The 25,081-nt window shown below is 73.6% G+C and carries 23 protein-coding genes; 11 read left to right on the top strand and 12 right to left on the bottom strand.

The genetic code is table 11. From position 1 onward, the window contains the following. Positions 1-374 precede the first annotated feature (374 nt). From FH715_RS13425 to FH715_RS28925, 3 genes are read right to left on the bottom strand one after another with little or no spacing between them, the layout of a single operon-like run. Complete coding sequence (locus FH715_RS13425; protein WP_139644799.1) at positions 375-1,493, bottom strand: potassium channel family protein; 1,119 nt, start codon at positions 1,491-1,493, stop codon at positions 375-377. Next, positions 1,490-2,917 (bottom strand): molybdopterin molybdotransferase MoeA, encoded by a 1,428-nt coding sequence (locus FH715_RS13420; protein ID WP_246108725.1) that lies wholly within the window; start codon positions 2,915-2,917, stop codon positions 1,490-1,492. The genes FH715_RS13425 and FH715_RS13420 overlap by 4 nt, the downstream gene beginning before the upstream one ends. Beyond that, positions 2,914-3,813: an NTP transferase domain-containing protein gene (locus FH715_RS28925; RefSeq protein WP_139644798.1), complete on the bottom strand. Its 900-nt coding sequence runs from the start codon at positions 3,811-3,813 to the stop codon at positions 2,914-2,916. Before FH715_RS28925 ends, FH715_RS13420 begins: the two co-directional genes overlap by 4 nt. A gap of 388 nt (positions 3,814-4,201) precedes the next feature. On the opposite strand from FH715_RS28925, the gene FH715_RS13410 reads away from it, so the two are divergent. The 4 genes from FH715_RS13410 to paaN all read left to right on the top strand — a co-directional run bounded on the left by FH715_RS13410 (position 4,202) and on the right by paaN (position 8,416). Next, complete coding sequence (locus FH715_RS13410; protein WP_097231691.1) at positions 4,202-4,678, top strand: Lrp/AsnC family transcriptional regulator; 477 nt, start codon at positions 4,202-4,204, stop codon at positions 4,676-4,678. Between the two features lie 30 nt (positions 4,679-4,708). Further along, positions 4,709-5,566, top strand: a complete 858-nt coding sequence (locus tag FH715_RS13405) for an ATP-grasp domain-containing protein (protein ID WP_139644796.1) — start codon at positions 4,709-4,711, stop codon at positions 5,564-5,566. A gap of 167 nt (positions 5,567-5,733) precedes the next feature. Next, on the top strand, positions 5,734-6,348 hold the full coding sequence (locus FH715_RS13400; protein ID WP_139644794.1) for a dihydrofolate reductase family protein: 615 nt from the start codon (positions 5,734-5,736) through the stop codon (positions 6,346-6,348). A gap of 394 nt (positions 6,349-6,742) precedes the next feature. Next, entirely contained in the window at positions 6,743-8,416 is a 1,674-nt protein-coding gene (paaN, locus tag FH715_RS13395) for a phenylacetic acid degradation protein PaaN (protein ID WP_139644792.1), read from the top strand. Positions 8,417-8,501: 85 nt separating this feature from the next. On the opposite strand, the gene FH715_RS13390 is transcribed toward paaN, so the two are convergent. Continuing rightward, on the bottom strand, positions 8,502-8,714 hold the full coding sequence (locus tag FH715_RS13390; RefSeq protein WP_097231696.1) for a hypothetical protein: 213 nt from the start codon (positions 8,712-8,714) through the stop codon (positions 8,502-8,504). 406 nt (positions 8,715-9,120) lie between these two features. Here FH715_RS13390 and FH715_RS13385 point away from each other — a divergent pair, with 406 nt between their 5' ends. Further along, positions 9,121-9,807: an HAD family hydrolase gene (locus tag FH715_RS13385; protein ID WP_139644790.1), complete on the top strand. Its 687-nt coding sequence runs from the start codon at positions 9,121-9,123 to the stop codon at positions 9,805-9,807. Positions 9,808-10,307: 500 nt separating this feature from the next. Here the strand turns inward: FH715_RS13385 and FH715_RS29310 are convergent, their stop codons facing one another. Continuing rightward, complete coding sequence (locus FH715_RS29310; protein ID WP_281290740.1) at positions 10,308-11,447, bottom strand: helix-turn-helix domain-containing protein; 1,140 nt, start codon at positions 11,445-11,447, stop codon at positions 10,308-10,310. Between the two features lie 199 nt (positions 11,448-11,646). Between FH715_RS29310 and FH715_RS13375 the strand changes: the two genes are divergently transcribed. Beyond that, on the top strand, positions 11,647-12,420 hold the full coding sequence (locus FH715_RS13375; RefSeq protein WP_139644786.1) for a DUF4232 domain-containing protein: 774 nt from the start codon (positions 11,647-11,649) through the stop codon (positions 12,418-12,420). A gap of 121 nt (positions 12,421-12,541) precedes the next feature. Here FH715_RS13375 and FH715_RS13370 read toward each other — a convergent pair whose 3' ends face one another. Genes FH715_RS13370 through FH715_RS28575 form a run of 3 tightly spaced genes read right to left on the bottom strand, consistent with a single transcriptional unit; the run spans position 12,542 to position 15,560 of the window. Beyond that, positions 12,542-13,285: a TrmH family RNA methyltransferase gene (locus FH715_RS13370; RefSeq protein ID WP_139644783.1), complete on the bottom strand. Its 744-nt coding sequence runs from the start codon at positions 13,283-13,285 to the stop codon at positions 12,542-12,544. Beyond that, entirely contained in the window at positions 13,282-14,628 is a 1,347-nt protein-coding gene (locus FH715_RS13365) for an HTTM domain-containing protein (RefSeq protein WP_211367604.1), read from the bottom strand. Before FH715_RS13365 ends, FH715_RS13370 begins: the two co-directional genes overlap by 4 nt. Continuing rightward, positions 14,625-15,560 carry a DUF5819 family protein gene (locus FH715_RS28575; RefSeq protein WP_211367602.1) on the bottom strand — a complete coding sequence of 312 codons (936 nt, stop codon included), beginning with the start codon at positions 15,558-15,560 and terminating at the stop codon, positions 14,625-14,627. The genes FH715_RS13365 and FH715_RS28575 overlap by 4 nt, the downstream gene beginning before the upstream one ends. Positions 15,561-15,728: 168 nt before the next feature. Here FH715_RS28575 and FH715_RS13355 point away from each other — a divergent pair, with 168 nt between their 5' ends. Next, positions 15,729-16,880 carry an aminotransferase class I/II-fold pyridoxal phosphate-dependent enzyme gene (locus FH715_RS13355; protein ID WP_139644781.1) on the top strand — a complete coding sequence of 384 codons (1,152 nt, stop codon included), beginning with the start codon at positions 15,729-15,731 and terminating at the stop codon, positions 16,878-16,880. A 136-nt stretch (positions 16,881-17,016) separates the two neighbouring features. Here FH715_RS13355 and FH715_RS13350 read toward each other — a convergent pair whose 3' ends face one another. From FH715_RS13350 to FH715_RS13340, 3 genes are all read right to left on the bottom strand, one after another. Next, positions 17,017-17,355, bottom strand: coding sequence for a rhodanese-like domain-containing protein (locus tag FH715_RS13350; RefSeq protein ID WP_139644779.1), 339 nt, complete (start codon positions 17,353-17,355; stop codon positions 17,017-17,019). A 31-nt stretch (positions 17,356-17,386) separates the two neighbouring features. Continuing rightward, on the bottom strand, positions 17,387-18,349 hold the full coding sequence (locus FH715_RS13345; protein WP_139644777.1) for a J domain-containing protein: 963 nt from the start codon (positions 18,347-18,349) through the stop codon (positions 17,387-17,389). Positions 18,350-18,429: 80 nt separating this feature from the next. Further along, entirely contained in the window at positions 18,430-18,822 is a 393-nt protein-coding gene (locus FH715_RS13340) for a winged helix-turn-helix transcriptional regulator (protein WP_139644776.1), read from the bottom strand. 114 nt (positions 18,823-18,936) lie between these two features. On the opposite strand from FH715_RS13340, the gene FH715_RS13335 reads away from it, so the two are divergent. From FH715_RS13335 to FH715_RS13325, 3 genes are all read left to right on the top strand, one after another. Beyond that, positions 18,937-19,575, top strand: a complete 639-nt coding sequence (locus FH715_RS13335) for an FMN-dependent NADH-azoreductase (RefSeq protein WP_139644775.1) — start codon at positions 18,937-18,939, stop codon at positions 19,573-19,575. Between the two features lie 130 nt (positions 19,576-19,705). Continuing rightward, on the top strand, positions 19,706-21,307 hold the full coding sequence (locus FH715_RS13330; RefSeq protein WP_139644774.1) for a hypothetical protein: 1,602 nt from the start codon (positions 19,706-19,708) through the stop codon (positions 21,305-21,307). A gap of 393 nt (positions 21,308-21,700) precedes the next feature. Continuing rightward, entirely contained in the window at positions 21,701-22,846 is a 1,146-nt protein-coding gene (locus FH715_RS13325) for a DUF4185 domain-containing protein (RefSeq protein WP_139644772.1), read from the top strand. Between the two features lie 227 nt (positions 22,847-23,073). On the opposite strand, the gene FH715_RS13320 is transcribed toward FH715_RS13325, so the two are convergent. Then, a complete protein-coding gene (locus FH715_RS13320; RefSeq protein ID WP_139644770.1) occupies positions 23,074-23,895 on the bottom strand; it encodes a GntR family transcriptional regulator in 822 nt (273 codons plus the stop codon). 389 nt (positions 23,896-24,284) lie between these two features. Here FH715_RS13320 and FH715_RS13315 point away from each other — a divergent pair, with 389 nt between their 5' ends. Then, positions 24,285-24,974, top strand: coding sequence for a Crp/Fnr family transcriptional regulator (locus FH715_RS13315; protein WP_139644768.1), 690 nt, complete (start codon positions 24,285-24,287; stop codon positions 24,972-24,974). Positions 24,975-25,081 lie beyond the last annotated feature (107 nt).

The following is a 25,081-nucleotide window of genomic DNA, read 5'->3' as shown; positions in this document are numbered from 1 at the left end:
CGGATGCACCGCGCAGTTCCCCGCGCCCCCCAGGCCGCCACCGGCCCAACGCGAAACCGCGCCTGACTGCCGAACGCCCACCACGACCAGGGGCGCGAGGAACTGCGCGAGTAACCCCGCGCCGGGGCGAGCACGACCACCCGCCTTGTCGGTACGGCGCCGTCGTCGTCTGACCGCCCACACGGATGCACCGCGCAGTTCCCCGCGCCCCCCAGGCCGCCACCGGCCCAACGCGAAACCGCGCCTGACTGCCGAACGCCCACCACGACCAGGGGCGCGAGGAACTGCGCGAGTAACCCCGCGCCGGGGGGGAGGACGACCACCCGCCACACCGGTGCGGCGCCGTCGTCGTCCTCGTCCCGCCGGCAAGGCGGTCAGCGGCGGGGGATGCGCCAGGAGCCGGGGCCCTTCTCCTGGGGGCGGCGCGGGAGGTGGTGTTCCTCCTCGGGCCGGACGCGGTGGATGACGACGAGCCGGTCGGTCAGTTCCAGGGTGGCGACGTCCGGGTCGTCGAAGGGCAGCAGCCGGTGGCCGCGTATCACCGAGACGACCAGGTCCGCGCACTCGCGCGGCGAGCGGCCCGCCTCCTCGCTGGTGACGGGCCGCTCCTTGAGGGAGAGGCCCTTGCCGTGCTGGATCAGGTCCTCCATCACCGCGCCCGAGCTGGGGCTGATCATGGAGAGCCCGAGCAGTCGGCCGACGGCGCTGGCGCTGGTGATCACGGAGTCCGCGCCGGACTGCCGCAGCAGCGGAACGTTCTCCTGTTCGCGGACGGAGACGACGATGCGTACGCGCTTGCTGAGTTGGCGGGCGGTGAGGGCCACCAGCACGGCGGTGTCGTCGCGTTGGGTGGCGATGACGACCTGGCGGGCGCGGTCGGCCCTGGCGCGCACCAGGACGTCGCTGCGGGTGGCGTCGCCCACGACGCCCGCGTAGCCGAGGGCGTTGGCCGACTCGACGACCGCCGGGTCGGGGTCGACGACGACCAGCTGGTCCTGGTTGAGCCCCCCGCTGATCAGCGTCTCCGCCGCCGAGCGGCCCTTGGTGCCGAAGCCCACGATGACGGTGTGGTCGCGCAAGTGCTTCCTCCAGTAGGAGAGCCGCCACTGGTCGCGGGTGCGCTCGGTGAGCACCTCAAGGGTGGTGCCGACCAGGATGATCAGGAACGCGACCCGCAGCGGGGTGATGCAGAAGGTGGTCATCAGCCGCGCCCCGTCGCTGGCGGGGACGATGTCCCCGTAGCCGGTGGTGGAGAGCGAGACCGTGACGTAGTAGAGGACGTCGGTGAAGCTGACCTCGGAGTCGTGGTTGTCGTGGTAGCCGCGACGGTCGAGCCAGACCAGCACCACGGCCAGCGCCATCACGCCGGTCGCGAGCAGCAGCCGGCGGGCCACCTGGACCAGGGGGCCAGCGGCGTAGCGCGGGAGCGAGACGCCGGGGGAACGGTCCTGGTAGGTGGGCCGGTCGTCCGTGGGGGTGCTGGGGAGTCTCATGCCTCTGGGAGGTCGAGGAGGCGCACCTCGGCGTGGGCCTCGGCGCCTCCGGGCGGGATCACCGCCAGGGCTGTGGCGGCGGCGATGCCGCGCAGCATGGCCGGGCCAGCGTAGCTCAGGGGTCTGACGGTGGCGGGGCCAGCGCGGTGAACGACGGGGACCAGCCGGGAGTCGCGGGGGTGGCCCCTGACCGGTTCGGCGAGCGTCGCCGTGCGGTCCTCGGCGAGCGGCCGGTCGGTGAGCCCGCGCAGCAGCGGTCCGGCGAGCGTGAGCAGCCCGGAGACGGCGGCCAGCGGGTTGCCAGGGAGGCCGATCAGCGGAATCTGGCCCGGGAGTTCGGCCAACAGCATGGGGTGCCCGGGGCGGACGGCGACGCCGGTGACCAGCGGTCGGGCGCCGCGTTCCCGCAGCACGCGGCGGAGCAGGTCGACGGGCCCGGCGGCGGTGGAGCCCGTGGTGACGACGAGGTCGGCGCGGGTGGTGGCGACGGCTTCGGCGAGCGCCTCGGCGTCGTCGCCGAGGCGGCGGGTGACCAGCACCTCGGCGCCGAGCGCGGCCAGCCAGGGGCCGACCATGGGGCCGAGGGCGTCGCGCACCCGGCCGTCGTGCGGCAGCCCGCGGTGGAGGAGTTCGTCGCCGAGGACCAGCACCTCGGCGCGGGGGCGCGGCCGGACGGCGAGCTGGTCGTAGCCGGCGGCGGCGGCAAGGCCGAGGGCCGCGGGGGTGAGGGGCGCGGCCGTCGGCAGCAGCACGGCACCGCTGCGGCACTCCTGGCCGCGGGGGCGGATGTCGGCGCCGGGTTCGGGGGTGTGGCCGGTGAGCAGGCCGCGCCGGACGGCGCCCGCCTCGGCGCGGAGCACCGCGGTGGCGCCCTCGGGGAGGCGCGCGCCGGTGGCGATGGGGAGGGCGAGGCCGTCGGTCAGGGGGGTGGCGAGCGGGCCGCCGGCCAGCGCGGGCGGCCCCTCGACCAGCCGCCACGGCCCGGGGCCCGCGACGGCCCAGCCGTCCATGGCCGAGGTGTCGAACGCGGGCAGGTCGGTGAGTGCGTGCAGCGGGGAGGCCAACGTGTGGCCGCGCGCCTGCTCCAGCGACAGCCTGCGGGGCGCCAGGGGGCGGAACGCGCGGTGCGCCAGCTCCCGCGCGCGCCCCCACGCCGGGTGGTGCGCGCCGGCCTGTTCCCCGTCCTCGGGGTCGTTGCCGACGCCGTGCCCGGAGGTGTTGCCGGGAGCGTGGCGGGGAGCGCGGTCGGGGGTCTGGTCGGGTGCGTCGCCGTGGGCGCCTTCGGGGGCGCGCCCCTCCGTTCGCGCGCCCGGCGACTCCGCGCGCCCCGGCTCGGAGGCGGCGCGCGCCCCACGTTGTCGTGCGCCGTCGCGCGTGGCCGGGCCGTTGGCCAGGGCCAGCGCGTCGTCGAAGTCGTCGATCACGACCGCGCCTCCGGCTCGGCCCGCTCCCGCGCCCAGTCCTCGGCGAGGGCGGCGACGCGGGCGGCGGCCTCGGCCGGGGGGAGCCCGGTGCGGCCGGCCGCGTAGCCGATCAGAAAGGTGGTCAACGGGGCTGCCGGGCGGGTGACGCCGTGCGCGGCGTCGCGTGCCGCGTCCAGCAGCGCCTTGGTGTCCACGTCGAGTTCCACGCCGAGTTCGGCCTTGACCGCCGCGATCCATTCCTCAAGCACCACCCCATCGTCGCCGATGGCGGCGCGGGCGACGGCGATGTCAGGCCAGGTGTCGCAGTCCAGCGCGGCGGGTCCCGGCAGCCGGCGCAGCCGCAGGCCGCCGAGAGCGGCGCGCAGCGGCCTGCCGGCCAGCGCCGCGGGCGCCTCGCCGAGCGCGGCGAGCGCGGCGCGCAGCGCGGCGGCCCGGTAGACGGCGGTCAGCGGCTGGTCCCGCCCCTCGGCGTCGACCAGCAGCACGCCGTCGGCGTCCGGCGGCAGTGCGGCGACCAGCAGGGGCACCGTAGCGGCGTCGAGAAACGGCAGGTCGGCGGCGAGGACGGCGACCAGCGGCCGTTCGGTGAGCGCCAGTCCCGCCGCCAGCGCCGGCAGCGGTCCGCCGCCCGGCGGCTCCTCGCGGGTCCACCGGACCGGCCGCGCGGTCCGGCGCCGGGGCCCGACCACGACAGGGTCGGGGCCGTCGGCCGGGCAGCCGGCCAAGACCCGGTCCAGCAGCGTCCTTCCGCCGACGCGCACCGCCGGCTTGTCGACCCCGCCGAGCCGGCGCGCCGCTCCCCCGGCCAGCACCACCGCCTCGGGCACCGCGTTCGCGCCCCGGTCCACGTCCCGGTCCACCTCCCGGTCCCGATGGTCGCTCGCCGCCGCCGTCATGGCCGTCACCGTAGCGCCGATGCCCCCTCGCGTCCCATGTCCCGTCGCGCCCCGCCCCGTCCCGACCCGTCGCGCCCCGAGCCCCGCCCGGGCGCCCGGCCGGCGCCCGGCGCCCGGGACGGGGTCACCACAGGGGCCGCCGCCGCCTGGTGCCTGGGCGGACGGGTGGGGTCGGCCACGCTGTGGAGGAAGGCCGGCGGACGAGGCCCTGGGCCGCCGCACGCCGACCGGGTTCGTGCCGAGCGACCCGCGACAAGACGCGACGCTCTCCCCACAGATTGTTCGAACCGGCCGGCGAAATGGCCAGCAGCGGTGACGCCCTGTGGACAGTCGGCCGCAAATGCCGTGATATGGGGCCAGGACGTCCAGGGAGGGGAGGCTCAACGGGATGCCGGAGGACCAGTTGCCCAACGGGGGCGAACGGCCGCTCGACGCGATAGACGAGTCGATACTGCGACTGCTGCGGAACGACGGCCGCGCCTCGGTCCGTTCGGTCGCCGAACGGGTGCACATCTCGCGGGCCAACGCCTACGCGCGGATCAACCGGCTGGTCGAGGGCCAGGTGATCAGGGGGTTCACCGCCAGGATCGACCAGGAGCGGGCGGGGCAGGCGACCTGCGCCTATGTGACGTTGAAGATCGTTCAGAACAGCTGGCGCACCGTCCGTGAGCAGCTGGCCCGGCTGCCGGGAGCCGCGCACATCGCGCTGGTCAGCGGGGACTTCGACGTGCTGCTGCTGGTGCACACCGCCGACAACCAGCAGCTGCGGGAGCTGGTGCTCACCCGCATCCAGGCCATCCCCGAGGTGCTCTCCACCCGCACACTGCTGGTCTTCGAGGAGACCGACCTGCTGCCCGAGCCGTAGGGCGCGGCGCGTCCCCGTTACGGTGGACCGGTGATCGAACGTCTGGCCTGGGTGACCACCCGCGCCGCCCGGGGGCGGGACGAGGACGAGCCGCTGGCGCTGGCCGCGCTGGAGCGGGCCGGGGTGCGGGTCGAGGTGGTCGACTGGGACGACCCGGACGTGCCGTGGTCCCGTTTCGACCGGGTGGTGGTGCGCTCGACCTGGGACTATCCGGAGCGCCTTCCCGCGTTTCTGCGGTGGATCGACGAGGTGGGCGCGGTCAGCGACCTCGTGAACCCGCCGGAGACCGTGCGGTGGAGCCTGGACAAGCGGTACCTGGCGGAGCTGGAGAGCGCCGGGATACCGACGACTCCGACCTCCTTCGTGCCACCGGGAGCGCCGGCGGCTTTCCCCGCGGGCCGCTTCGTCGTCAAACCGGCCGTGGGGGCCGGCAGTCGGGACGCCGCGGCCTACGGCCCCGACCAGCACGAGCCGGCGCGGGCCCACGTCGAAAGGCTCCACGCGGCCGGCACGGTGGTGCTGGTGCAGCCGTTCCTCACCTCGGTCGCCACCGAGGGCGAGTGGCCGCTGGTCTTCTTCGACGGGGTCTTCAGCCATGCCGCGAACAAGCGGGTGTCCCTCCCCGTCGCCGGGTCGGTCGACGGCCTCTTCGCCGAGGAGACCAACACCCGGCACGTCGCCACCGAGGCCCAGCTCGCCGTCGCCCGCTCCGTGGCGGACCTGGTCGCCGAGCGGCTCGGGGTCCCGACCTACGCCAGGGTCGACCTGGTCAGGGACGACGCGGGCGGGTTCCGGGTGCTGGAGGTGGAGCTGAACGAGCCGTCGCTCTTCCTGCCGCAGGGCGGCGCCGACGCCGTGGACCGGCTCGTCGCGGCCCTGACGCGGTAGCCGGGCCGGGGCCGGGAACGGGGGAACGCGTGGACGACGCGCGCGAACGGCTCCGCGCCGCCCCGGCCGCGCCACCACCCGTGGGGCGCCGCCCGGCTCGCGCCGCGCCCGTCGCCAGGTGACGGTGGTTCCGGGGGCAGGCCACGCGCAGTGAAGGAGCGCCAAGGATGAGACTCACCCTGACCCAGTTCGTCTCGCTCGACGGCGTGGTGCAGGGCCCCGGCGGGCCTCACGAGGACACCACGGACGGCTTCACCCGCGGCGGCTGGGTGGTCCCCTACGCGGACGAGGCGATGGGGCGGCTGGTCAGCGGCTGGTTCGCGGAGGCCGACGCGTTTCTGCTGGGCCGGCGGACCTACGAGATCTTCGCCGCGCACTGGCCGCTGATCAGCGACCCGGACGACATCGTCGCCGTGAAGCTCAACGGCCTGCCCAAGTACGTCGTCTCAAGCCGGCTGCGCACCCCCTCCTGGCAGGGCACCGAAGTGCTCGGCCCCGACACCGTCGCCGAGGTCGCCGAGCTGCGGGAACGTCCCGGCCGCGAGCTCCAGGTGCACGGCAGCGGCCCGCTGGCGCGGACGCTGCTCGCCGAGGGGCTGGTCGACGAGGTGCGGCTGCTGACGTTCCCCGTGGTACTCGGCGGCGGCCGGCGGCTCCTCCCCGAGGGCACCCCGCCGGCCGCGCTGCGACTGACCCACGCGGAGAGCACCCCGACCGGCGTGGTGGTCCAGGTCTACGAACCGGCGGGCGAACTGGCCACCGGCTCCTTCGAGCTGAGCTGACCCGCCGTACGGCGACCGCCGGCCCGCAACGGGTCCTGCGGAGATCCGGACCGACGCGGCCAAGGGCCTCTCTTTCGAATCTTCGCGGGCTCGCGACTCCCCCAGGCCCCGAGGGGCCTGGGGGAACCTCGCTGCGTTACCCGATCGCGCAAGTACTCGCCCGGACTTCGTCCGGGGGTGCCCCCAACGTACGAGCTGCGATCCGGCGCCTGGTGGGGGTACCTCCCGGGCCCCCGAGGGCCCGGGGGAGCACCGCATCATGGGGGCACCTCCCAGCCGCCAGGCTGGGGGAGCCGCGCCCTGATCCACGAAGATCCAAACGACGCGGCCTAGCCCCGGCCGAGCGGCGGGTTGCACAATCGTGCTCACCCGCATCGCGAGGAGTTGGCCGTCGATGACCCCTTCGCTCACCCGCTCCCTGCTGACCGAACGCCACCGCCCCACCCTTGAGCGCGCCACCAGCGCGCTGCGGGAACGCGGACACTGGTCGGCGTACTCCGACAACCCGCGCGACTACGCCCGCGAGGAGGGCGCCGCCGCGTTCGACTCGCTCACCGGCCGCCGGTTCGAGCTGGACCAGCCGGGCACCGGCGACTGGGTCGGCGCCGAGGTCTCCCCCTACGGACCGACGTTGGGCATCAGCTACCCGCGCCCCGACCCCGAGGTGCTGCTGCCGGCGATGCGCGCCGCGCTGCCCGCCTGGCGGGACGCCGGGCCCGAGGTCAGGGCGCTGGTCTGCGTCGAGATCCTCACCCGACTCGCCGCGCGCACCGCCGAGTTGGCGCACGCCGTCATGCACACCACGGGCCAGGGCTACGCCATGGCGCTCCAGGCCGGCGGGCCCAACGCGCTGGACCGCGGGCTGGAGGCCGTCGCCAGCGCGCTGGTCGAGCAGACCAGGCACCCGGCGGCGACCGAGTGGACCAGGCCCAGGGGCCGCCACGAACCGCTGCGCGTCACCTCCACGTTGACCCCGGCGCCGCGCGGTGTCGCGCTGCTGGTCGGCTGCCGCACCTTCCCGACGTGGAACGGCTACCCGGGGCTCTTCGCCTCGCTGGCCACCGGGAACCCGGTGCTGGTCAAGCCGCACCCGCGCGCGGTGCTGCCGTTGGCGCTGACCGTGGCGACCGCGCGCGAGGCGCTGGCGGAGGCCGGGTTCGACCCGCAGCTGGTGGCGTTGGCCGCCGAGGGGGACGGTGAGCACAGCGCCCGCACGCTGGCGCTCCGGGAGGACGTCCGGATCATCGACTTCACCGGCTCGGCCGCGTTCGGCGACTGGCTGGAGGAGAACGCCGGACAGGCGCGGGTCTACACCGAGAAGTCCGGCGTCAACACGGTGCTGTTGGACTCCACGGGCGACTACCGCGGTCTGCTGGCCAACCTGGCGTTCTCGCTCTCCCTCTACAGCGGCCAGATGTGCACCACCCCGCAGAACCTGCTGATCCCGCGCGACGGGATCGAGACCGACGAGGGCCCCAAGGGCTTCGACGAGGTGGTCTCCGACCTGGCGGGCGCCGTCGACGGGCTGCTGGGCGACGACCGGCGCGCGGCCGGGCTGTTGGGCGCGGTCGCCGACCCGGGGGTGCTCTCCCGGATCGCGGCGGCCGAGGAGACCGGCGAAGTGGCGCTGACATCCCGCGAGTTCGCGCACCCCGAGTTCCCCGAGGGGCGGGTGCGCACCCCGCTGCTGGTGCGGCTGGACGCGCGGCAGCCCGGGGTGGAACGGACGCTGCTCGCCGAGTGGTTCGGCCCTGTCTCGTTCGCCGTGGCCGTGGACTCGACGGCCGAGGCGCTGGCGCTGCTCCGCCGCACGCTGCGGGAACGCGGGGCGTTGACCGTGCTCGGCCACACGACCTCGGAAGAGGTGGAGAACGAGCTGGTCGCGGTCTGCCTGGACGAACGGGCGCAGCTCTCGCTGAACCTGACCGGCGGCGTGTACGTCAACCAGACCGCCGCGTTCGCCGACTACCACGGCAGCGGGGGCAACCCCGCGGGGAACGCGGCGCTGGTGGACGGGGCGTTCGTCGCGACCCGCTTCCACTGGGCGCAGGTGCGCCGCCCGGCCTGAACCGTCGAGATCCCCGCCCGCCCGCTCCCGCCTCCCACCTGCCGATTCGCTGGCCGGATCGTTTCAGCTCGGAGGCGGGAGGGGCTCAGGCGGGGCGCCAGAAGCGCCAGTTCTCGTCCAGCACGTCGGCGTTGCGCTGCTCCCACTCGGACGCGGCGCGGACCGCGTCGGCGGGACAGTGCCAGGGGCGGCCCCTGGTCAACGGCCGCAGCCGCAACCGCGGGCCGATCCGCCCCGCCACCCGCCCGACCCTGCCGCTCCTGGTGTCCACCACGCAGGCGCCGTCGGTCCAGGCCATCGAAACGCTCCCTCGCTCTGACACAGCCGTCCCCGGTGCGTAGTCGGCTCGTCGCCGAGCGCACCGGACTCCTCCGGTACCCACTGTGCGGGGTGTTCAGGGGTGCTCGGTGCGAGGTTCCACCGCATTGCGCAACGGACTACCCCTTCGGGGGATGGCGCGCGGGTGACCTTGCCGCGCCGTTCGAAAACCCGCGTCGGCGCCGGTTCCGGCGCCCGCGGGGGTGGGGCGCTGGCCGGCGCGGGGCGTGCGGGGCGCGCGCGGGGCGCGAGGGGCCCGGAACGCGCGAGATGCTGGGCGTAGGATGCCTCATCCTCCGGCGCCCCGTACCCGTTTCCGCGGGATGCCGCCCGCGCGGGGGACGGCACCGTTCCGGTTGGGCGATCCGCTCTATACGCTCCCGGCCATGATTCGAGCGGTGGTGTTCGACGTGGGTGAGTGCCTGGTGGACGAGAGCCGGGAGTGGGCCGGTTGGGCCGCCTGGCTCGGGGTGCCACGGCACACGTTCTCGGCGGGGTTCGGGGCGGCGCTCGCCCGGGGTCTCGACCCGAGAGAGGCGTTCGAGGTGTTCCGTCCCGGCTTCGACATGGCGCTGGAGCGCGAGAAGCGCACGGCGGCCGGGGAGCCGGAGTGGTTCGGTGAGAACGACCTCTACCCCGACGTGCGCATCACCATCAGAGTCATGCGCCAGGCCGGGATGTGGCTCGGGATCGCCGCCAACCAGAGCCCCGCGACGACACAGGTGCTGCGGACACTCTTCTCCGGCTACGCCGGGCTGGTCCTCACGTCGAGCGACCTGGGCGTCGCCAAGCCCGACCCGCGCTTCTTCGAGCTGCTGGTCGAGGAGTTGGAGGTGGAGCCGGAGGAGATCCTCTACGTCGGCGACCGCCTGGACCACGACATCGCGCCGGCGACCTCGGTCGGCCTGCGCACCGCGCTGATCAGGCGCGGGCCCTGGGCGACCATCCAACGCGACCACCCGGACGCGGAACGCCTGCCGACGATGCGGGTCGACGGGCTGCGGGAGGTCCCCGAACGCGTCGCCGCGTTCAACGAGGCGATCCTGTCGGAGACGACCCGCGGCATCGCCTAACCGCTGGCCGCTAACCGCTGGCCGCTGGGGCTTTCGGGCGACGACGGCGGGTCCTGGCACGACGGGTCGTCGCCCGCGCCCCGCGTGCCCTCCGGGCGACAACGGAGCGCCGTGGCACGGCGGGTCGTCGACCTCCCCCCGCCACACACGCACCGCGCAGTTCCCCGCGCCCCTACGGGCCGGCAGACGGTCGAGCCTCCGGGCGACAACGGAGCGCCGTGGCACGGCGGGTCGTTGACCTCCCCCCGCCACACACGCACCGCGCAGTTCCCCGCGCCCCTACGGGCCGGCAGACGGTCGAGCCCCCGGGCGACAACGGACCGTCGTGGCACGGCGGCTCGTCGACCTCCCCCCGCCACACATGGACCGCGCGGTTCCCCGCGGCCGGGAAGGGGCGCGGGGAACTGCGCGAGCAACCCGGCACCGGGGTGAGGACGACCACCCACGGCAACCACGAAGCTCCGCTGTCGCCCAACGGCCAACGCCCAGCGCCCAGCGCCCTATTCGCCGGCGGGGTTGTCGACGTCGAACCACTCCGTGCCGCCGATCATGTACCCCCACTCCGTCTGTCCGCTGGAGGCGCTCGTGCGGAACGAACTGCCCTCGTCGTCGATGCGGAGCGTTCCCGACTCTTCGCCGCTCGACCAGTCGAGTTCGAGGTGCCAGGTCACGTCCTGGCTCTCCGTGCGCGCGTCGAGGTAGAAGACCACCGGGTCGGTCTCGTCGACGGACAGCGGCAGGTCGTCCTGTTCGGGGGCGGCCACCAACTCGGGTGCCTGCGCGTCCAGGTCGAGGGCGAAGGCGGTGGTCCGGACGGGGCCGCCGCCGCAGCCGGCGTAGCCGCCGTAGAGTTCCCACGGCAGCGGGTCGCCGGTCTCCGTGACGTTGGCCCGCAGGTCGTTGAGGACGACGGTCGAGTCCCCCCTGCCCTGGATGGTGAACTCCATCAGCTGGCGGTCCGCCACCACCCCGCCCAACGCCCTGACCCAGCCGTGGGCCTTGCCCTCGTCCGGCGGGGGTGGCACCTCGGCCGGCGGTCGGTCGACGAGGTAGAGCGCGCCGTCGCAGTTCTCGAACGCGAAGGGGCGGGTGGTCACGTCGAGGGGCGCGGTCTCCGTGACCGGGTTCTTGACGTAGTCCTTCTCCGCGCCGCCCTTCTCGTCGGGCAGGAGAACCGCCAGCAGGACCGCCGCGAGGCCGGCGGCGAGGACGCCGCCCGCGATCCACGGCAGCGGCGGCCGACTCCGGCGCCGGGTCGGGGGTTCGGAAGCGGCGGGCGCGGCGGGCGCGGGTGCGGCGGGAGCCGCTGGCGCGGCGGCGGCGGGCGCGGGCTCCGGTTCGGGCGCCGCCGTCGCGGCGGCAGGGGGTGCCTCCGGCTCGGCCGGCCGGGGGCCCTTGCGGTCCCGCTCACGCGCGAGGTCCGCGGCGATCCAGCGCCGGTGCGCCTCGGCGCGCTCCTCGGGCGTGGCCCGGCAGGCCCTGGCGAAACGTTCCACGATCGCGAACTCCGGCGGCAGCGCCTCCCCCCGGCAGTAGCGGTGGAGCGTGGAGGCGCTGAGGTGGAGTCTCTGTGCCAGCACCCCGTAGCTCAGCTTGGAACGGTTCTTCCACTCCATGAGCAGCGCGGCGAGATCCGCCACCTCCGCACCCGGCGCCAACGTCCCAGCCCCTCTTCGACATCCCGTCCCAGCATTCGATCCACTCACCATACTTCCAGCTCACCCCGGGTGGGACCGTCCCACCCCTCCGAACCCGCCGTGTCCGCTGGCTGGTGGGACGGGAAGCGGCACATGCTGCTTCCCGTCGCCAACGACCGCATTACGGAAGGACATCACGACCATGAAGATCCGCGCCCCGCACCGCCGTTCCCGCGTTCGAACCGCCGCCGTCGCCGCGCTCGGCGTGGCACTGACGATGGCGTCCCTCACCGCCTGCCAGGACGACGACAAGGACAGCGACAACGCCTCGTCCTCGCAGTCCTCCTCCGACACGGGTGACTCCGAGGGCGCCGACGAGGAGGGTGAGGACGACGGCACGGACGGCGGTGCGGGGGAGGACACCGGGGGCGAGGAGAGCGCCTCCGAGGAGCCGAACGCCTCGGACGGCGAGGAGCCGGGCGGCGAGCCCGAGGTCACCGGGCCCGAGGCCGGCGAGGAGTCCCGCGAGGTGTCCGCCGAGGAGGCGGCCGAGATCCCGCCCTGCGCGGAGGACGGCACCGAGGTCAGGATCACCCCGGTCGAACGGCCCATCAACTACATGCTGCTGACCATGACCAACACCGGCGACGAGACCTGCGCCGCCTACTACGCCCCGCATCTGAAGCTGGGCGAGGACGCCCAGGCGGTCACGCCGCGCATCGAGGACACCAAGCCGCAGAGCGTCGTCGTGCTGGACCCGGGCCAGGTGGCCTACGCCGGGCTCATGACCTCCGACGCCTCGGGGGACTCCGGCGAGGGGCACACGATCGACAGCCTCGGCGTGACCCTCGCCGACCGTGAGGACCAGCCCCTGGGCGGCCTGATCGACGCTCCGCTGCCCGACGGCGAGCTGTACGTCGACAGCGCGGCGCAGGTCACCTACTGGCAGTCGTCGCTGGACAACGCGCTCTACTGAGGCCCGAGGGGGGAGAGGCAACGGCGTCCGAGGCGGCCAGGGCCGCGTCGGGCGCCGCCTCGCGCGTGCCGCCGGCGGTTCAGGCAGTCGCACACACACGGGCGTACGGGGGTACGGGCGTTCAACGGGCGGTGGCGCACCAGTGGTAGAGCGTCATGGCCACGCTGGTCGCCAGGTTGTAGCTGGAGACCCCGGGGCGCATCGGCAGCGCGACCAGCGCGTCGGCGCGGGCGCGCACCTCGGGCGTGAGCCCGGCGCGTTCGGAGCCGAAGGCGAGCAACGCGCCCTCGGGAACGGTCAGTCCGCGCAGGTCCTCGCCCTCCGGGTCGAGGGCGAGCAGCGGCCCGGCCGGCAGCGCCTCCACCTCGGTCCTGCCCACCGGCACCGCGTAGTGCAGCCCGGCCGAGGAACGCAGCACCGTCGGATGCCAGGGGTCGACCGTTCCCGTGGTCAGCACGCCCGCCGCGCCGACGCCGGCCGCCAGGCGCACCACGGCGCCCACGTTGCCCAGGTGGCGCGGTTGGTCCAACACCACGAGCGGCGCTGCCCGTTCGGCCGGCGGTGGCAGCAGCGCGGGGTCGGCCGGCGTCGGCGCGGCCAGCGCGGCGACGCCCGTCGGGTGCGGCCTGCCGACCAGCTCGCGCAGCGTCTCGGGCGGGACGTCGACCAGCGTGGCGGCGAGCCGTTCGCCCAGGTCGGGGGCGAGTCGTTCGGTCAACTCCCGCGTCGCCGCCGGGTCGGCGGTGAGCGCCAGCTCCACCCGGGCGCCGAAGCGCAGCGCGTGCTTGAGCGCGTGGAAGCCGTCCAGCAGCACATGCCGCGCGGACAGCGCCCGCCAGCGCGCGCCCGCCTCGGCCGGCGTCACGCGCGCTCGGCCGCGGCCGGCGCCGCCGCGGGAGCGGGCGCCTCGACCGGGAGTTCGGGCCGCTCGCCGCGCCCCACCAGCCGCGCCACCGGCGCCGTGACACGGCGGGCGACCCGCCCGGTCCGGTCGCCGGCCCACAGCAGGAAGACGGTGGGCAGGAAGACGGCGTCCATCGCGATCATCGCCAGCGAGAAGAACGGCAGCCCCAGCATCACGGCGATGCCCAGGTGCTCGCCCATCATCAGGAACAGCAGCACGTTCTTGGCGCGGCGGTTGAGCAGCGCGAACGGGAACGCGACCTGCACGATGACCGTTCCGTACGTCAGCGCGAGCACCAGCAGCCCGCTGCCGGTGATCAGGTCGCTCAGCTCGGGCCAGGCGTTGAAGTAGTCCAGTTTCAGCGGGTAGAAGACGGCCGTGCCGTCCTGCCAGCGCGAACCCTGGATCTTGTACCAGCCGGCGGTCGCGTAGATGACGCAGACCTCGAACATGATCACCAACAGGGCGGCGTTGTGGACCAGGTTGCCGATCATCTGGGAGACGATCCGGGGCTCGCCCGGCGCGTACCTGGTGACCAGCCACCAGAAGGCGTGCACCAGCCACATCCCGGCGAAGAACAGCGTCCACACCAGGCTGTCCATGCTTCCGGTCACGACCGAGAGCAGCAGCGCGACGCCGAGCACCGCCCAGATCGCCACGCCCACCGGGTCGTGCGTCGCCGGCACCCCGGCCGCCGCGCGGCGTGCGCGGCGCCTGGCGTCCAGCGACCAGACCTGGCCGCAGCGGGTGAGCACCAGGTACATCGCCATCAGATGGATGACGTTGTCACCGCCGTCGCCCATGAAGACGCTGCGGTTCTGCACGGCGAGCACACCGACCATGAAGAGCATCGAGCTGGCCCTGGTGCGCCAGCCGAGCAGCAGCGCCACACAGGCGAGGATCGCCAGGTGGTAGACGAACTCGAACCACAGCGCCGAGTCCGACCACAGCAGCGGGGTGAACGCCCCGGTGTCGTCGACGAACCGGCTGGCCAGGTCGTAGCCCCAGGGGCTGTCCGGGCCGTAGAGCAGGCCGCGGTTCGGCCACTCGCGCAGCAGGTACAGCAGCATCGTGAAGGCGAAGCCGATCCGCACGATGGCCGTCTGGTACGGGCCGAGCGCGCGGCGGGTGATGTTGCCGATGCCGCGCAGCAGCGCGCCGTCGAACTTCCGGCCGAGGTCGGCGAACGGCGAGGGCGGCGGCGGGGAGCCGGCGGTGTTCGGGGCATTGGCGGTGTTCGCGCCTTCGGCGGAGTTCGCGGCTTCGGCCGCGTCCGGGGCGGAACGGGGCGGGGGGACTGTCATGACCGCGCCTCGTTCCCGCCGGTGTCGTCGCTGTCCTCGGCGCCCTCGGCGTCCTGAGTTTCGCCCGTTTCGTCCGCGTTGTCCGCGTCGCCGGGGTCGGCGTCGGCGTCGCGGCGGGCGTTGTCGGTGCCGCCCGTGTCGACGTCGGCCGGCAGGTCCTCGGTGGTCACCGTCCACCAGCCCAGCTCCTGGGTGGTGGGCTCGGTGTCGAAGTCCTCGCTGCGCCAGTTCGGCGCGGGGACACGGGTGTTGACCACCCGAAGCTGGATGCGTTCCACCGTGTTCAGGTCGAGCCGGTCACCGAGCCGTTCCAGCGCGATCCGGTGCAGATAGCTCGCCGAGACCTCGCCGCGCATCCCGATCGGCTCGCCGTCGTCGTTGTGCGACTTGTCGTAGAAGTCCCAGCCGCGACGGAGCATGTTCTGGTTGGAGTGGCTGGGCAGCGGGTGGTGCCGGATCTGCTCGATCTCCCAGGCGGTGAGGTCGATCCACTCGGTGGTGCTCGGCGACCGCCCCGCGCCCTCGCGTATCTCCGCGCGGGCGTGGACCGCGGTGTTCCGCTGGAGCGGGTTGGGCGCGAAGAGCTTCCAGTTCTGCTCGAACTCCGGATACATGTAGCCGCGCACCGTGCCCCAGTGCTCCTCGCGCACCGTGTTGGACGGCGCGACGAAGAGGAAGACCATCGCCAGGTGCCAGCACGCGTAGACCGCGAGGGCGCCGATGGCCACCGCGACGACCGCGCGCGCCGGCAGGGACAGCGACCCCAGCCGCACGGACTCCAGCGAGTCGTCGCCCACGCGGTCCGCGAGCGGGCCGTCACCGCGCGCGCCGTCGTCGCGCGCGCCGTCGTCGTCGTCGGGCGGCGTCACGGTGCTCGCGCGCTCCTCGCCGGGCTCGCCCCTCGCCCCGGCTGCGGAGTCGGATGACATCATCTCGGTCCGCTCCCCCATCGCCGCCCTCGCGGCGGCACCACTCCACGCTTTCCACGCTCTCCACGTGATGACCCCAGCACCGTATCCCGTCCGGTACCGCTCGTGACACCGGAGCCTCCCGACCCGGGGCCGGGCCGCGGGAGCGTTGCCGCGACCTATCGTGGGCCCATGCGCCGCGCCAACGAGACCTCGATCTTCACCGAGATGACCGAACTCGCCCACCGCACCGGGGCGGTCAACCTGGGCCAGGGCGTTCCCGACCTGGACTCGCCGCCCGAGCTGCTCGCGGGAGTCGCCGAGGCCGTGCTCGCCGGCCGGAACCAGTACCCTCCGGCCGCCGGCCACCCGACACTGCGGGCCGCCGTCGCCGACCACCAGCGCCGGCACTGGGGCATCGAACTGGACCCGTCGACCCAGGTGCTGGTCACCACGGGAGCCACCGAGGCGCTGGCCTCCGCCGTGCTCGCGCTGACTTCCCCCGGCGACGAGATCGTCGCGTTCGACCCCTGCTACGACGCCTACCCGGCGGACGCCCGGCTGAGCGGTGCCACCCTCGTGCCGGTGCCGCTCGCGGTCGAGGGCGACGGCTTCGCGCTCGACGCGGACGCGCTGCGCGCGGCCCTCGGCCCGCGCACCCGGCTGCTGATCCTGAACACCCCGCACAACCCGACGGGCAAGCTCTTCACCCGCGACGAACTGGCCGTGATCGCCGAGCTGTGCGTGGAACGGGAACTGACCGTGCTCACCGACGAGGTGTACGAGCACCTGGTCTACGACGGCGCCCGCCACGTGCCGATCGCGACCCTGCCGGGAATGGCCGAACGCACCCTGACCGTCTCCTCGGCCGGCAAGACGTTCAGCGTGACCGGCTGGAAGGTCGGCTGGATCAGCGGCCCGGCCGAGCTGGTGGCCGCCGTCGCCTCCGTCAAGCAGTGGCTGACGTACGCGTCCGGCACCCCCTACCAGGAGGCGATCGCCGGCGCGCTCGGAACGGTCGACACCTGGGCGGCCCAACTGCGCACGACGCTCACGGAGGGGCGCGACCTGCTGGCCGCCGGCCTCACCGAGGCGGGCCTCACGCCGTTGCGCGCGGACGCCGGTTACTTCCTCCAGGCCGACGTCAGGCCCTGGGGCTACACGGAGGGACTCGCGCTGTGCCGGCGGCTGCCGGAGCTGGCGGGGGTGGTGGCGATCCCGACCAGCGCGTTCCAGCAGGGCGTGGACACGATGCCGTGGCTGGTCCGCTTCTCCTTCTGCCGCCGCCACGACGCCCTGCGCGAAGCGGTCACCCGCGTGACGGCGGCGTTCGCCCCCGCGTAGCCCTGAGGGCGGGCCGCCCTGACCGCGGCGCCAAGCCCGGAGAAGGGGCGCGAGGAACTGCGCGAGCAACCCACCGACCGGGCTCACGCCGACAACCCACCCGACCGGCACGGCACCGTCGGTCGCCCGCGCGGCGTCAGCGCACCGTGGGGACGTCGCCCTCGTCGCTGACCATCGGACGTCCCGCGGACTGCCACGCGTGCATCCCGCCGTCCACGTTGATCGCCTGCACGCCCTGCTGCAGCAGGAACGCCGTGACCTGCGCGGAGCGGCCCCCCGCCTTGCAGATCACGTGGACCGGCTCGTCGCCGGCCAGTTCCGTGATCTCCGGGAGCCGCTCGACGACCTGCCCGAGCGGGATGTGAACGGCGCGCTCGACGTGTCCCGCGACCCATTCGGCCGGTTCGCGCACGTCCAACAGCAGGCCTTCGTCCGGCACTTCGCCCGCGCCAACGGCGGGAACCCCAAAGCTCATGGCGTCAACCCTGCCACAGGACCACGGCGCGTCACGCGGTGAGCCTGGCCAGTTCGGCCTCCTTGGTGGCGATCTGGCGGCGCAGGCCCTCCGCCACCTCGTCCAGCAGCGCGTCCGGGTCGTCCTCGGCCATCCGCAGCATGGAGCCGACGGCGCTGTCCTCCAGCGCGGTCGCCGCGTCCGCCAGCAGCTCCTTGCGGCTGGCCAGCCACTCCAGGCGCGCGTACAGCTCACTCGCGCCGGGCGCGAGCGGCTCGTCGTCCGGCTTGCCGCCGTTCTCCCACTCCTCCGTGAGCGCCCGCAGCTCGTCGGCGTCGCCGCGCGCGTAGGCCTGGTTGACGCGGGAGAGGAACGCGTCCCTGCGGCCACGTTCGGTGGGGTCGGTGGAGAGGTCGGGATGGCAGCGGCGGGCCAGCTCGCGGTAGAGCTTGCGGGCCTCCTCGCTGGGGCGGACGCGGGGCGGCGGCTGGACGGACTGGTCCGTCATCATCGCGTACCCCTCGGGGGTGAACCCCTCGCCGTCGAGCCACCCGGAGAACAGCTCCGAGACCAGCGGCATCGGCGTCACGGCGGCCCTGGCCTCGCGGGCACGGCGCTGGTCCTCGGGGTCGCCGGTGCGGGCGGCGATCGCCTCGGCGATCTTGGCGTCCAGCTCCTCGATCTTGGCGTAGAGCGGACCGAGGCGCTGCTCGTGCAGCCGGGAGAAGTTCTCCACCTCGATGCGGTAGGTCTCCACCGCGATCTCGAACTCGATCAGCGCGTTCTCGGCGGCCCGCACCGCCTGGGCGAGCCTCCGCGTGCCGGCCTCCGCCTCGGGTCCGCCGCCGTCGCCCGGCGCGCCCGGCGCCGACGCGTCCGACGCCGTCCCGTCGAAGGGCGTCCCCTCGGACGTCGTCCCGTCGGGGGCCGTCCCGTCGGAGGTCGACCCGTCGGGCTCCTTCTCCTCGCCCGCCGCTTCGTTCCTGGCCGCGTCGTCCCTCGCCTCGTCGCTCACCGAATCAGCCTAAGCCGTCGGAACGGCCGCCCGCCCACCGTCCCCGACGCGGGCACGCGACGCGGCGCTCGTCCGCCGCGTCAGAGGTCCATGCGGGGGCACTGGTCGCCGTCCACCAGGTGGGCCTCGGCCCAGCGGGTCAGCTCCGTCAGCGCGGGGCGCAGCCCCTGGCCGGCCTCGGTGAGGCGGTAACTGACGCGCAGCGGCGGTCCGTTGTGCACTTCCCTGGCGACCAGCCCGGCCTCGGCCAGCTCGCTGAGGCGGTCAGAGAGCATCCGTTCGCTGATGCCGGGGACCGCGCGGCGCAGCTCGGCGAAGTGTCCTGGGCCGGTCATCAGCGCCGCGATCAGCAGACCGTTCCATCGCTTGCCCAGCACGCCGAAGACCTCGTTGACCGCGTGCGCAGGCTCGCGACAGGCGGACGGCACGGCCTCACCACCCCCGGATCGCTCCTCACCCCTGGTAGCGCTCATGCGCTCAACCCTACTTGTGGCCCTCCGGAAGGGGTGTACTGTAGAAAAGTAAGCAGCTTGCCAATCACTCGCTGCCTCCTTAAATGCATCCCCTTACTCTTTGGAGAGTACGTCATGGCCACCCTCCTGCACATCGACTCCTCCCTCAACGGCGACGCCTCGGTCTCCCGCGAGGTGACCAGGACCTTCCGTGAGGCCTGGGAGGAGGCACACCCCGGAGGCACGGTGCGTTACCGGGACCTCGACGCCGAGCCCGTTCCCCATCTGTCGGCGGACGGGCATGTCGCGGCCAGCATCCCCGCCGAGGAGCGCACCCCGTCGCAGCGGGCGGCCCTGGAGCTGCGCGAGGAGCTGACCAGCGAGTTCGAGGCCGCCGACGCCGTCGTGATCGGCGCGCCGCTCTACAACTACGCCGTGCCCAGCACGCTCCAGGCCTATCTGAACCAGATCATCGTGGTGGGCCGCACCCTGGACGCGAACTCGTCGGTCGCCGGCAAGCCGGTCACCGTGGTCACCAGCCGGGGCGGCTCCTACGCCGAGGGCACCCCGCGCGCCGGGCAGGACTTCAACGCGCCCTATCTGAAGCACATCCTGGCCGACTCCTTCGGCGTCGACCTGCGGCTGATCGTGCCGGAGCTGACCCTGGCCCGGATCGTGCCGGCGATGGCGGACCTGGTCGACCTGGCCGACGCCTCCCGCGCGAAGGCGCACGAGGAGGCGCGCTCCTACGCGGGCACGCTGGCGGTCGCCTGACGTCCCCGTACCCCACCCGGCGGACACCGAGGGTAACGGCCTTCGCATGTTCCTGTATTCGGTGCCCCCTCACGGCCATGGGGAGCCACAATGAAGTTCCCGTGACGGTTCGCCGGAGAAAGGGAACGCAGTGGACGCGACCCCCGGGGCTTCCCCACCTTCTCAGCCCGCGAGCGGCGCCGACCCGTTGGCCGTCGGCGTCGCCAACGCCTCGCTGCTCGGCGGCGGTTACGCGCTGCTGCGGCGCCCCTGGCTCGCGCTCGGCGCCGTGCTGGTCTCCCTGGCACTGATCGGCTTTCTCGCGGCCTCGCCCTCCCGCTGGCGTGAGGCGCTGCTGCTGGTGTGGTGGGTGGCCGTCGTCGTGCACGGCTGGTATCTCGCGGGCGGGCGGCCGGCGCGCGGGGCGTGGCGGGCGGACGCGGGCGAGGGCGGCAAGGGGGGTTGGCGCAAGGGGATACGCCGTCAGCGGCTGCTCGCCCTCACCGCCACCGTGCCGCTGCTGCTCTCGGTGGCGATAGCGCGCTTCGACGCCCACGCGATCGAGGGCGACGCCTCCGCCGCCCACCGGGAGGGCGACTGCGAGCGCGCCCTGGCCAGCTCGGACGAGCTGGGCTTCTACCACCGCCTCTACGACGCGCCCCTCACCTCCCGGGTGGACGACGAGGCGGAGGCGTGCGAGCTACTCGTCGAGGCCGAGCGGCTGGTCGCCGCCGGCGAGCGGATCGATGCCGCCGACGTCTTCGCCGACTACGACGGCCACTCGGGCGCCCTCTGGGACGGCGCGCGCGACCGGGGCTCCGACCTGTATCTCGCGGAGGCGCGGGCCGGCCTGGAGTCGGCCCTGGAGCGGGGCGCCCCCGAGTCGTTGGAGACGGCGTTCGACCAACTCGACGCGCTGTGGGCGCGGTTCCCCGAGCGCGGGGCTGAGGCGGACGAGGTGTTGGACGACTTCCTCGGCGCGTTGCCGACGGACGACGCCTGCGTGACCCGCGACATCGCCGGCTGGCTCGACGACACGGGCGGCGCGGAGGAGGGCGCGGGCACGGGTGCCGCGCTGGACCGGGCGGTGGGCGTCGTCCCCGAGATCCAGCCGGCGGCACTGGCCGGCTGCGGCGAGGAGATGCTCTCGCACGAGCAGTGGGAGTTGGCGCGTAACCAGTACCGGGACCTCGTCGACCGCTACCCGGACCACGAGTTGGTCGGGGAGGCGGAGGACGGCATCGAACGGGCGGAGACCGCCATCGAGTTGGCAGCCGTGCGGAGCCTGCTCGACGGCGGCGGATACTGCGACGACCCCGCGCCCTACCGGGGCGCCGACGCCTACGACGGCGGCGGTCCGCATCCGGCGCTGCTCTTCAACGACGAGGAGGGCACGGGCGCCGGTCTCCCCTCCTCCTGGCGCGCCGAGGGCGCGGAGGACGCGGTGCTGGTGGTCTGCCTCGGCACGGCGGAGATGGGCGACGCGGTCGAGACCTGCCCCTACGAGTCCGATCTGGGCATCAACGGCGCCGTGGACGTCACCTTCCGCGAGCTGCGGGTGCCGGTGCGGGCCTACGAGCTGCGTACCGGCGACCTGGTCTCCGACAGCGCCCTGGCCATCGGCGGCGCGAGCTGCCCGGCGGTGCTGACCTACGAGACCTACAGCGGCATCGGCGTCCCGCCGTCCGAGGTCTATGTCGAGCCCTCGGACTCCGACCGCCGCGCGGCCTACCGCTCGCTGATCGAGCCCTGACCCCGTCCGCGGAAAGACCACCCACACGGCCACCACGACCGCCCACCACGGCCACCCGTCCCGGCGACCACGACCACCCACCACAACCACGCACCACGGCCACGGACCACGACCATTCGACGGATCGCCGTCGCCCGCCCTGCCCCGCGCTGCCCTTGCCCGTCCTGCCTGGCGTCCCCCGGCCAGCGGGCGGCGCGGAGACGGAACGGCTGATTCCGGCCAACTGCCGGAAAGCCACACGAACACCCCACGATCACCTCACTCCACGGCCCTGGCGTGCGGGAAGGCGCGAACCTACGCTCGTCCGCAGCCCGTATCACCTTCGGCCACGTCGGCTGCGACCCACCACCTTTCGGCCGTGCCGACCGCCAACGGCTCCGACAGGAGGCCCCCTTGACCACTGAAGACGCGGACCCGAACGGCGCCCCCGGTCCCTCCCCGGCCCGTAGGAACGTGCTCCGTTCCGGCCTCGGTCTCGGGCTGGCGCTCGGCACCGGCGGGATCGCGCTCGCCTCGGGCATCGCGGCGAGTGCCAACGCCAGCGGCGCCAGCCCGGGCAGCGGTCCCTCACCGAGGGCCGTCGGCGGCTCCAAGGTCAGGGATCTCACGGGACCCGACGAGACCGGTCAGTTCGCCGCGCCCTGGACCGACCTCGGCATCCCGGTGCGCTGCCCCGACGGCTCGATCCTGATGGTGTGCGGCGACACCTTCGACGGCGAGGGCGTGGGCGACGAGCGCAACTGGCGTTCACCCGTCGGGCTTCGCGCCTCCGACCCGGACCTGAGCGCCCTGGTCGTCGACGGCGCCGTCGGCGGGGCGCAGGCCGTCGGGCTGGTCCCCGAGGGACACGAGGGCGGGACGACCGCGATCCCCTCCGACGTCTTCGCCATCGGCGACACGCTCTACATGCACCTGATGCGCGGGGTGATCTTCCAGACCCACCACTCGGACTTCTGGCGCTCCACGGACAACGGCGAGACCTGGGAGTATCTCTGCCAGTGGCCGGGCGACCAGTACGGCGGCCAGTTCCAGCAGAAGACCTACGCGGTCGCCGACGACGGCTACTGCTATGTCCTCTCCTCCGTCTTCAACCGCGACATCCCCTCGGGGCTGTTGCTGCACCGGGTGCGCCACGAGTCGGTGGGCGACCCGGCGGCCTACGAGCCCTGGGGGTACGCCAACGGCGCCTGGGCGTGGGGGAACGAGCCGACCACCGTCAACGGCGTGCGCCGCTGGGGCGAGATCGGCTTCCGCGCGATGGAGGGCCGTTACATCCTGACCTGGCTCAACATGGAGCCGCTCGACATCCGCGCCCAGATCTTCGACCTGCCCACCTCCGACCTGACCGCCACCCCGGAACAGCCGATGATCCTGCCGACCGAGCCGGGCCAGGAGCACGACAACGTGGTGGCGCACCCGTACGGCGGTTGGGTCTTCCCCGGGTCGACCTTCGACGACCTGCACATCGCCGTCAGCCAGTGGTACGACCCGCAGAACTACCGCGTGATGCAGTACCGCATCCACGGATTGGTCACCTGACCACTCAACTCCCCCTCTCCCCACGCCCGTCGGCCTTCGCGCCGGCGGGCGTCTCCTTCTTCGCGCTGACATACCGTCAACCGACGGCGGGGCGCGCCGACTCGACGGCGGAACGGCCCCAACCCCGTCGAGACATCCGGGCGTTGTCCACAGCCTGGGGATAACACCCGGACCACTCCCCCGACGGGGTGACACGGCGCGGACCGGTCATACCGGGCGCGGGCGCCCTACCACGCGCTCAGGCGGGTCACGAAGCGGAGCCGGGTGCGGTCGGCGGGAAGGACGATGCGGGAGAGTTCGACCGTGCGGTCGTCGGTGGCGACGGAGCGGGCGCGCAGCCGGATCACGGGCGCGCCCGGGGACAGGTCCAACTCCTCGGCCTCGGCGCGGAACGCCGGGCCGACGCCGGTGACCTCCTCCTCGATATAGCTCAACTCGATGCCGATGGTGCCGAGTTGGTGCTGGGTGCCACCGGGCCACGGCTCGCGGGTCTCGTCGAGCAACGCAGGGTTGTCCGCGACCAGTGCGCGGACAAGGTAGGAACTGGTCAGGTTGAACGGCGCCGACTCCCCCGCGTGACGGGTGCGGTAGACGCGTTCCACCAGCGGCGTGCCGGCCCGGACGCCGAAGGCGGTCGCCAACTCCCCCTCGGCGACGGCCTCGTAGTAGGTCGCGGTGAAGACCAGCTCGTCCGTGGGCAGTCCGGTGTCTCGCTCGGTCACTCCGGTGTCCGCGCGGACCCGATGACCGCGCCGGGCGCGGTCCTTCTCCCACTGGTGGCGCTCGTTGGAGCGGACCACCGCCCGGCGCGGCGCGCGGGCCAGCGCGCCCCCGCGCCCGTCGGGGGCGACCAGCCCCTCCGCCGTCAACGCGGCCAGCGCTGAGGCCACATCGGCGTCCGTGCCGTCGTACTCACGCGCCAGCTCCTCGACGGAGGGCAGCCGCCGCCCCGCCGCCCAGTCCCCGGAGCCGAGCCGTCGCCGCAGCTCGTCGGCGATCTCCCGATCGGTCCTCGCCCTCGCGCGCCGCCTCTCCCCACCGAATGTCATCGCTCCACCGTCCCGCCGTCCCACCGTTCCGCCGTCCCACCGCCCCGTTCCGCGGCATGTGCCACAACCTATCCACTGTTCCTCCGTTTCCTCCGTCACCGCCGAACAGGGAAACAGGTGTGGTCAAGGGCGCTGAGGGAACATCCGCGCGAGGCACACCCATAGAGTGAGACACGGCTGAATATCCCACTGGAATATTGGGTTCCTCGAAGCCTCTGATGCGCGAAACGCACATAGATACGGATGGGGTGAACCGCCTTGCGGCACCGTGGTTTCCGGCTCTACTCTCATCTCCTCGCACACGCACGGAAGATCGCAACGGGGGAATCCAGTGACGATCACCATGTCAAAGCGCAGGTCCCCGCAGGTCGTTCACCTCGGGAATTCTCATGAGCCTGTTCGGGCAGGGGCACGCCTTCCTTGACGCCCTCTCGTCGCAGGACCGTGGGGATCTGATCAATCTCGGCAGCCCCCGCACCTTCGCCCAGGGCGAGGTCATGATCCGGGAGGGCGAGAACAGCACCTTCGTCCTGGTGATTCTCGACGGCTGGTCGGTCGCCGAGGTGAACACCGACCGGGGCGCCCGGCTGATCCTCGCCCTGCGCGGGGCCGGCGACCTGGTGGGGGAGCTGGCCGCCGTCGACCACCGCCCGCGCAGCGCCACCGTGACGGCGCTCGGGGAGCTGAACGCCACGGTGCTCACCGGGGACCGCTTCCGCGGCTTCCTCTTCCAACGCCCGGTCGCCGCGGGGCTGGTGATGCGCCAGCTGAGTTCGCGGCTGCGCAGCTCGGACCAGGAACGCAGGGAACTCGCCTCGGGAACGGTGCTGCGGCGCCTGGCCATAAGGCTGCTGGAACTGGTGGAGAGGACGGGACGCGAGGTGGAGGAGGGAACGGTCGTGGACCTGCCACTCCCCCAGCACGACCTGGCGGCGGCGATCGGCACCGGACGGGAGGCGGTGGCCAAGTCGCTGCGGCTCCTGCGGGACCAGGACGTCGTCCGCACCGGCCCGAAACGCCTGATCGTCACCAATCCGCACCTGCTGCGACTGCTGGCGGAACGCGGGGAACTGGCCTGAGAGCGCGAAACCGACACCACGGCCCCGAGGACGGAAAAGCGGAGGGCGGGGTGCCGTTCGAGAAAGTTGTGCCGGGTGTGTAAACGGCTACATCGCGCCGACGAGTG

This window comes from Streptomyces sedi (assembly GCF_006335015.1).
In the GTDB taxonomy this organism is placed as follows: Bacteria; Actinomycetota; Actinomycetes; order Streptomycetales; family Streptomycetaceae; genus Streptomyces; species Streptomyces sedi.
The sequence above is the reverse complement of the archived record's forward strand: the minus strand, read 5'-3'. Positions and strand labels throughout refer to the sequence as shown.

Coding starts and splice junctions, on each gene's coding strand:
- FH715_RS28575 (WP_211367602.1), bottom strand. CDS start 15,560: ATGATGTCATCCGACTCCGCAGCCGGGGCGAGGGGCGAGCCCGGCGAG.
- FH715_RS13315 (WP_139644768.1), top strand. CDS start 24,285: ATGAGCCTGTTCGGGCAGGGGCACGCCTTCCTTGACGCCCTCTCGTCG.
- FH715_RS13400 (WP_139644794.1), top strand. CDS start 5,734: ATGAGACTCACCCTGACCCAGTTCGTCTCGCTCGACGGCGTGGTGCAG.
- FH715_RS13425 (WP_139644799.1), bottom strand. CDS start 1,493: ATGAGACTCCCCAGCACCCCCACGGACGACCGGCCCACCTACCAGGAC.
- FH715_RS13390 (WP_097231696.1), bottom strand. CDS start 8,714: ATGGCCTGGACCGACGGCGCCTGCGTGGTGGACACCAGGAGCGGCAGG.
- FH715_RS13375 (WP_139644786.1), top strand. CDS start 11,647: ATGAAGATCCGCGCCCCGCACCGCCGTTCCCGCGTTCGAACCGCCGCC.
- FH715_RS13350 (WP_139644779.1), bottom strand. CDS start 17,355: ATGAGCTTTGGGGTTCCCGCCGTTGGCGCGGGCGAAGTGCCGGACGAA.
- FH715_RS13335 (WP_139644775.1), top strand. CDS start 18,937: ATGGCCACCCTCCTGCACATCGACTCCTCCCTCAACGGCGACGCCTCG.
- FH715_RS28925 (WP_139644798.1), bottom strand. CDS start 3,813: ATGACGGCGGCGGCGAGCGACCATCGGGACCGGGAGGTGGACCGGGAC.
- FH715_RS13320 (WP_139644770.1), bottom strand. CDS start 23,895: ATGACATTCGGTGGGGAGAGGCGGCGCGCGAGGGCGAGGACCGATCGG.
- FH715_RS13340 (WP_139644776.1), bottom strand. CDS start 18,822: ATGAGCGCTACCAGGGGTGAGGAGCGATCCGGGGGTGGTGAGGCCGTG.
- FH715_RS13410 (WP_097231691.1), top strand. CDS start 4,202: ATGCCGGAGGACCAGTTGCCCAACGGGGGCGAACGGCCGCTCGACGCG.
- paaN (WP_139644792.1), top strand. CDS start 6,743: ATGACCCCTTCGCTCACCCGCTCCCTGCTGACCGAACGCCACCGCCCC.
- FH715_RS13365 (WP_211367604.1), bottom strand. CDS start 14,628: ATGACAGTCCCCCCGCCCCGTTCCGCCCCGGACGCGGCCGAAGCCGCG.
- FH715_RS13385 (WP_139644790.1), top strand. CDS start 9,121: ATGATTCGAGCGGTGGTGTTCGACGTGGGTGAGTGCCTGGTGGACGAG.
- FH715_RS13355 (WP_139644781.1), top strand. CDS start 15,729: ATGCGCCGCGCCAACGAGACCTCGATCTTCACCGAGATGACCGAACTC.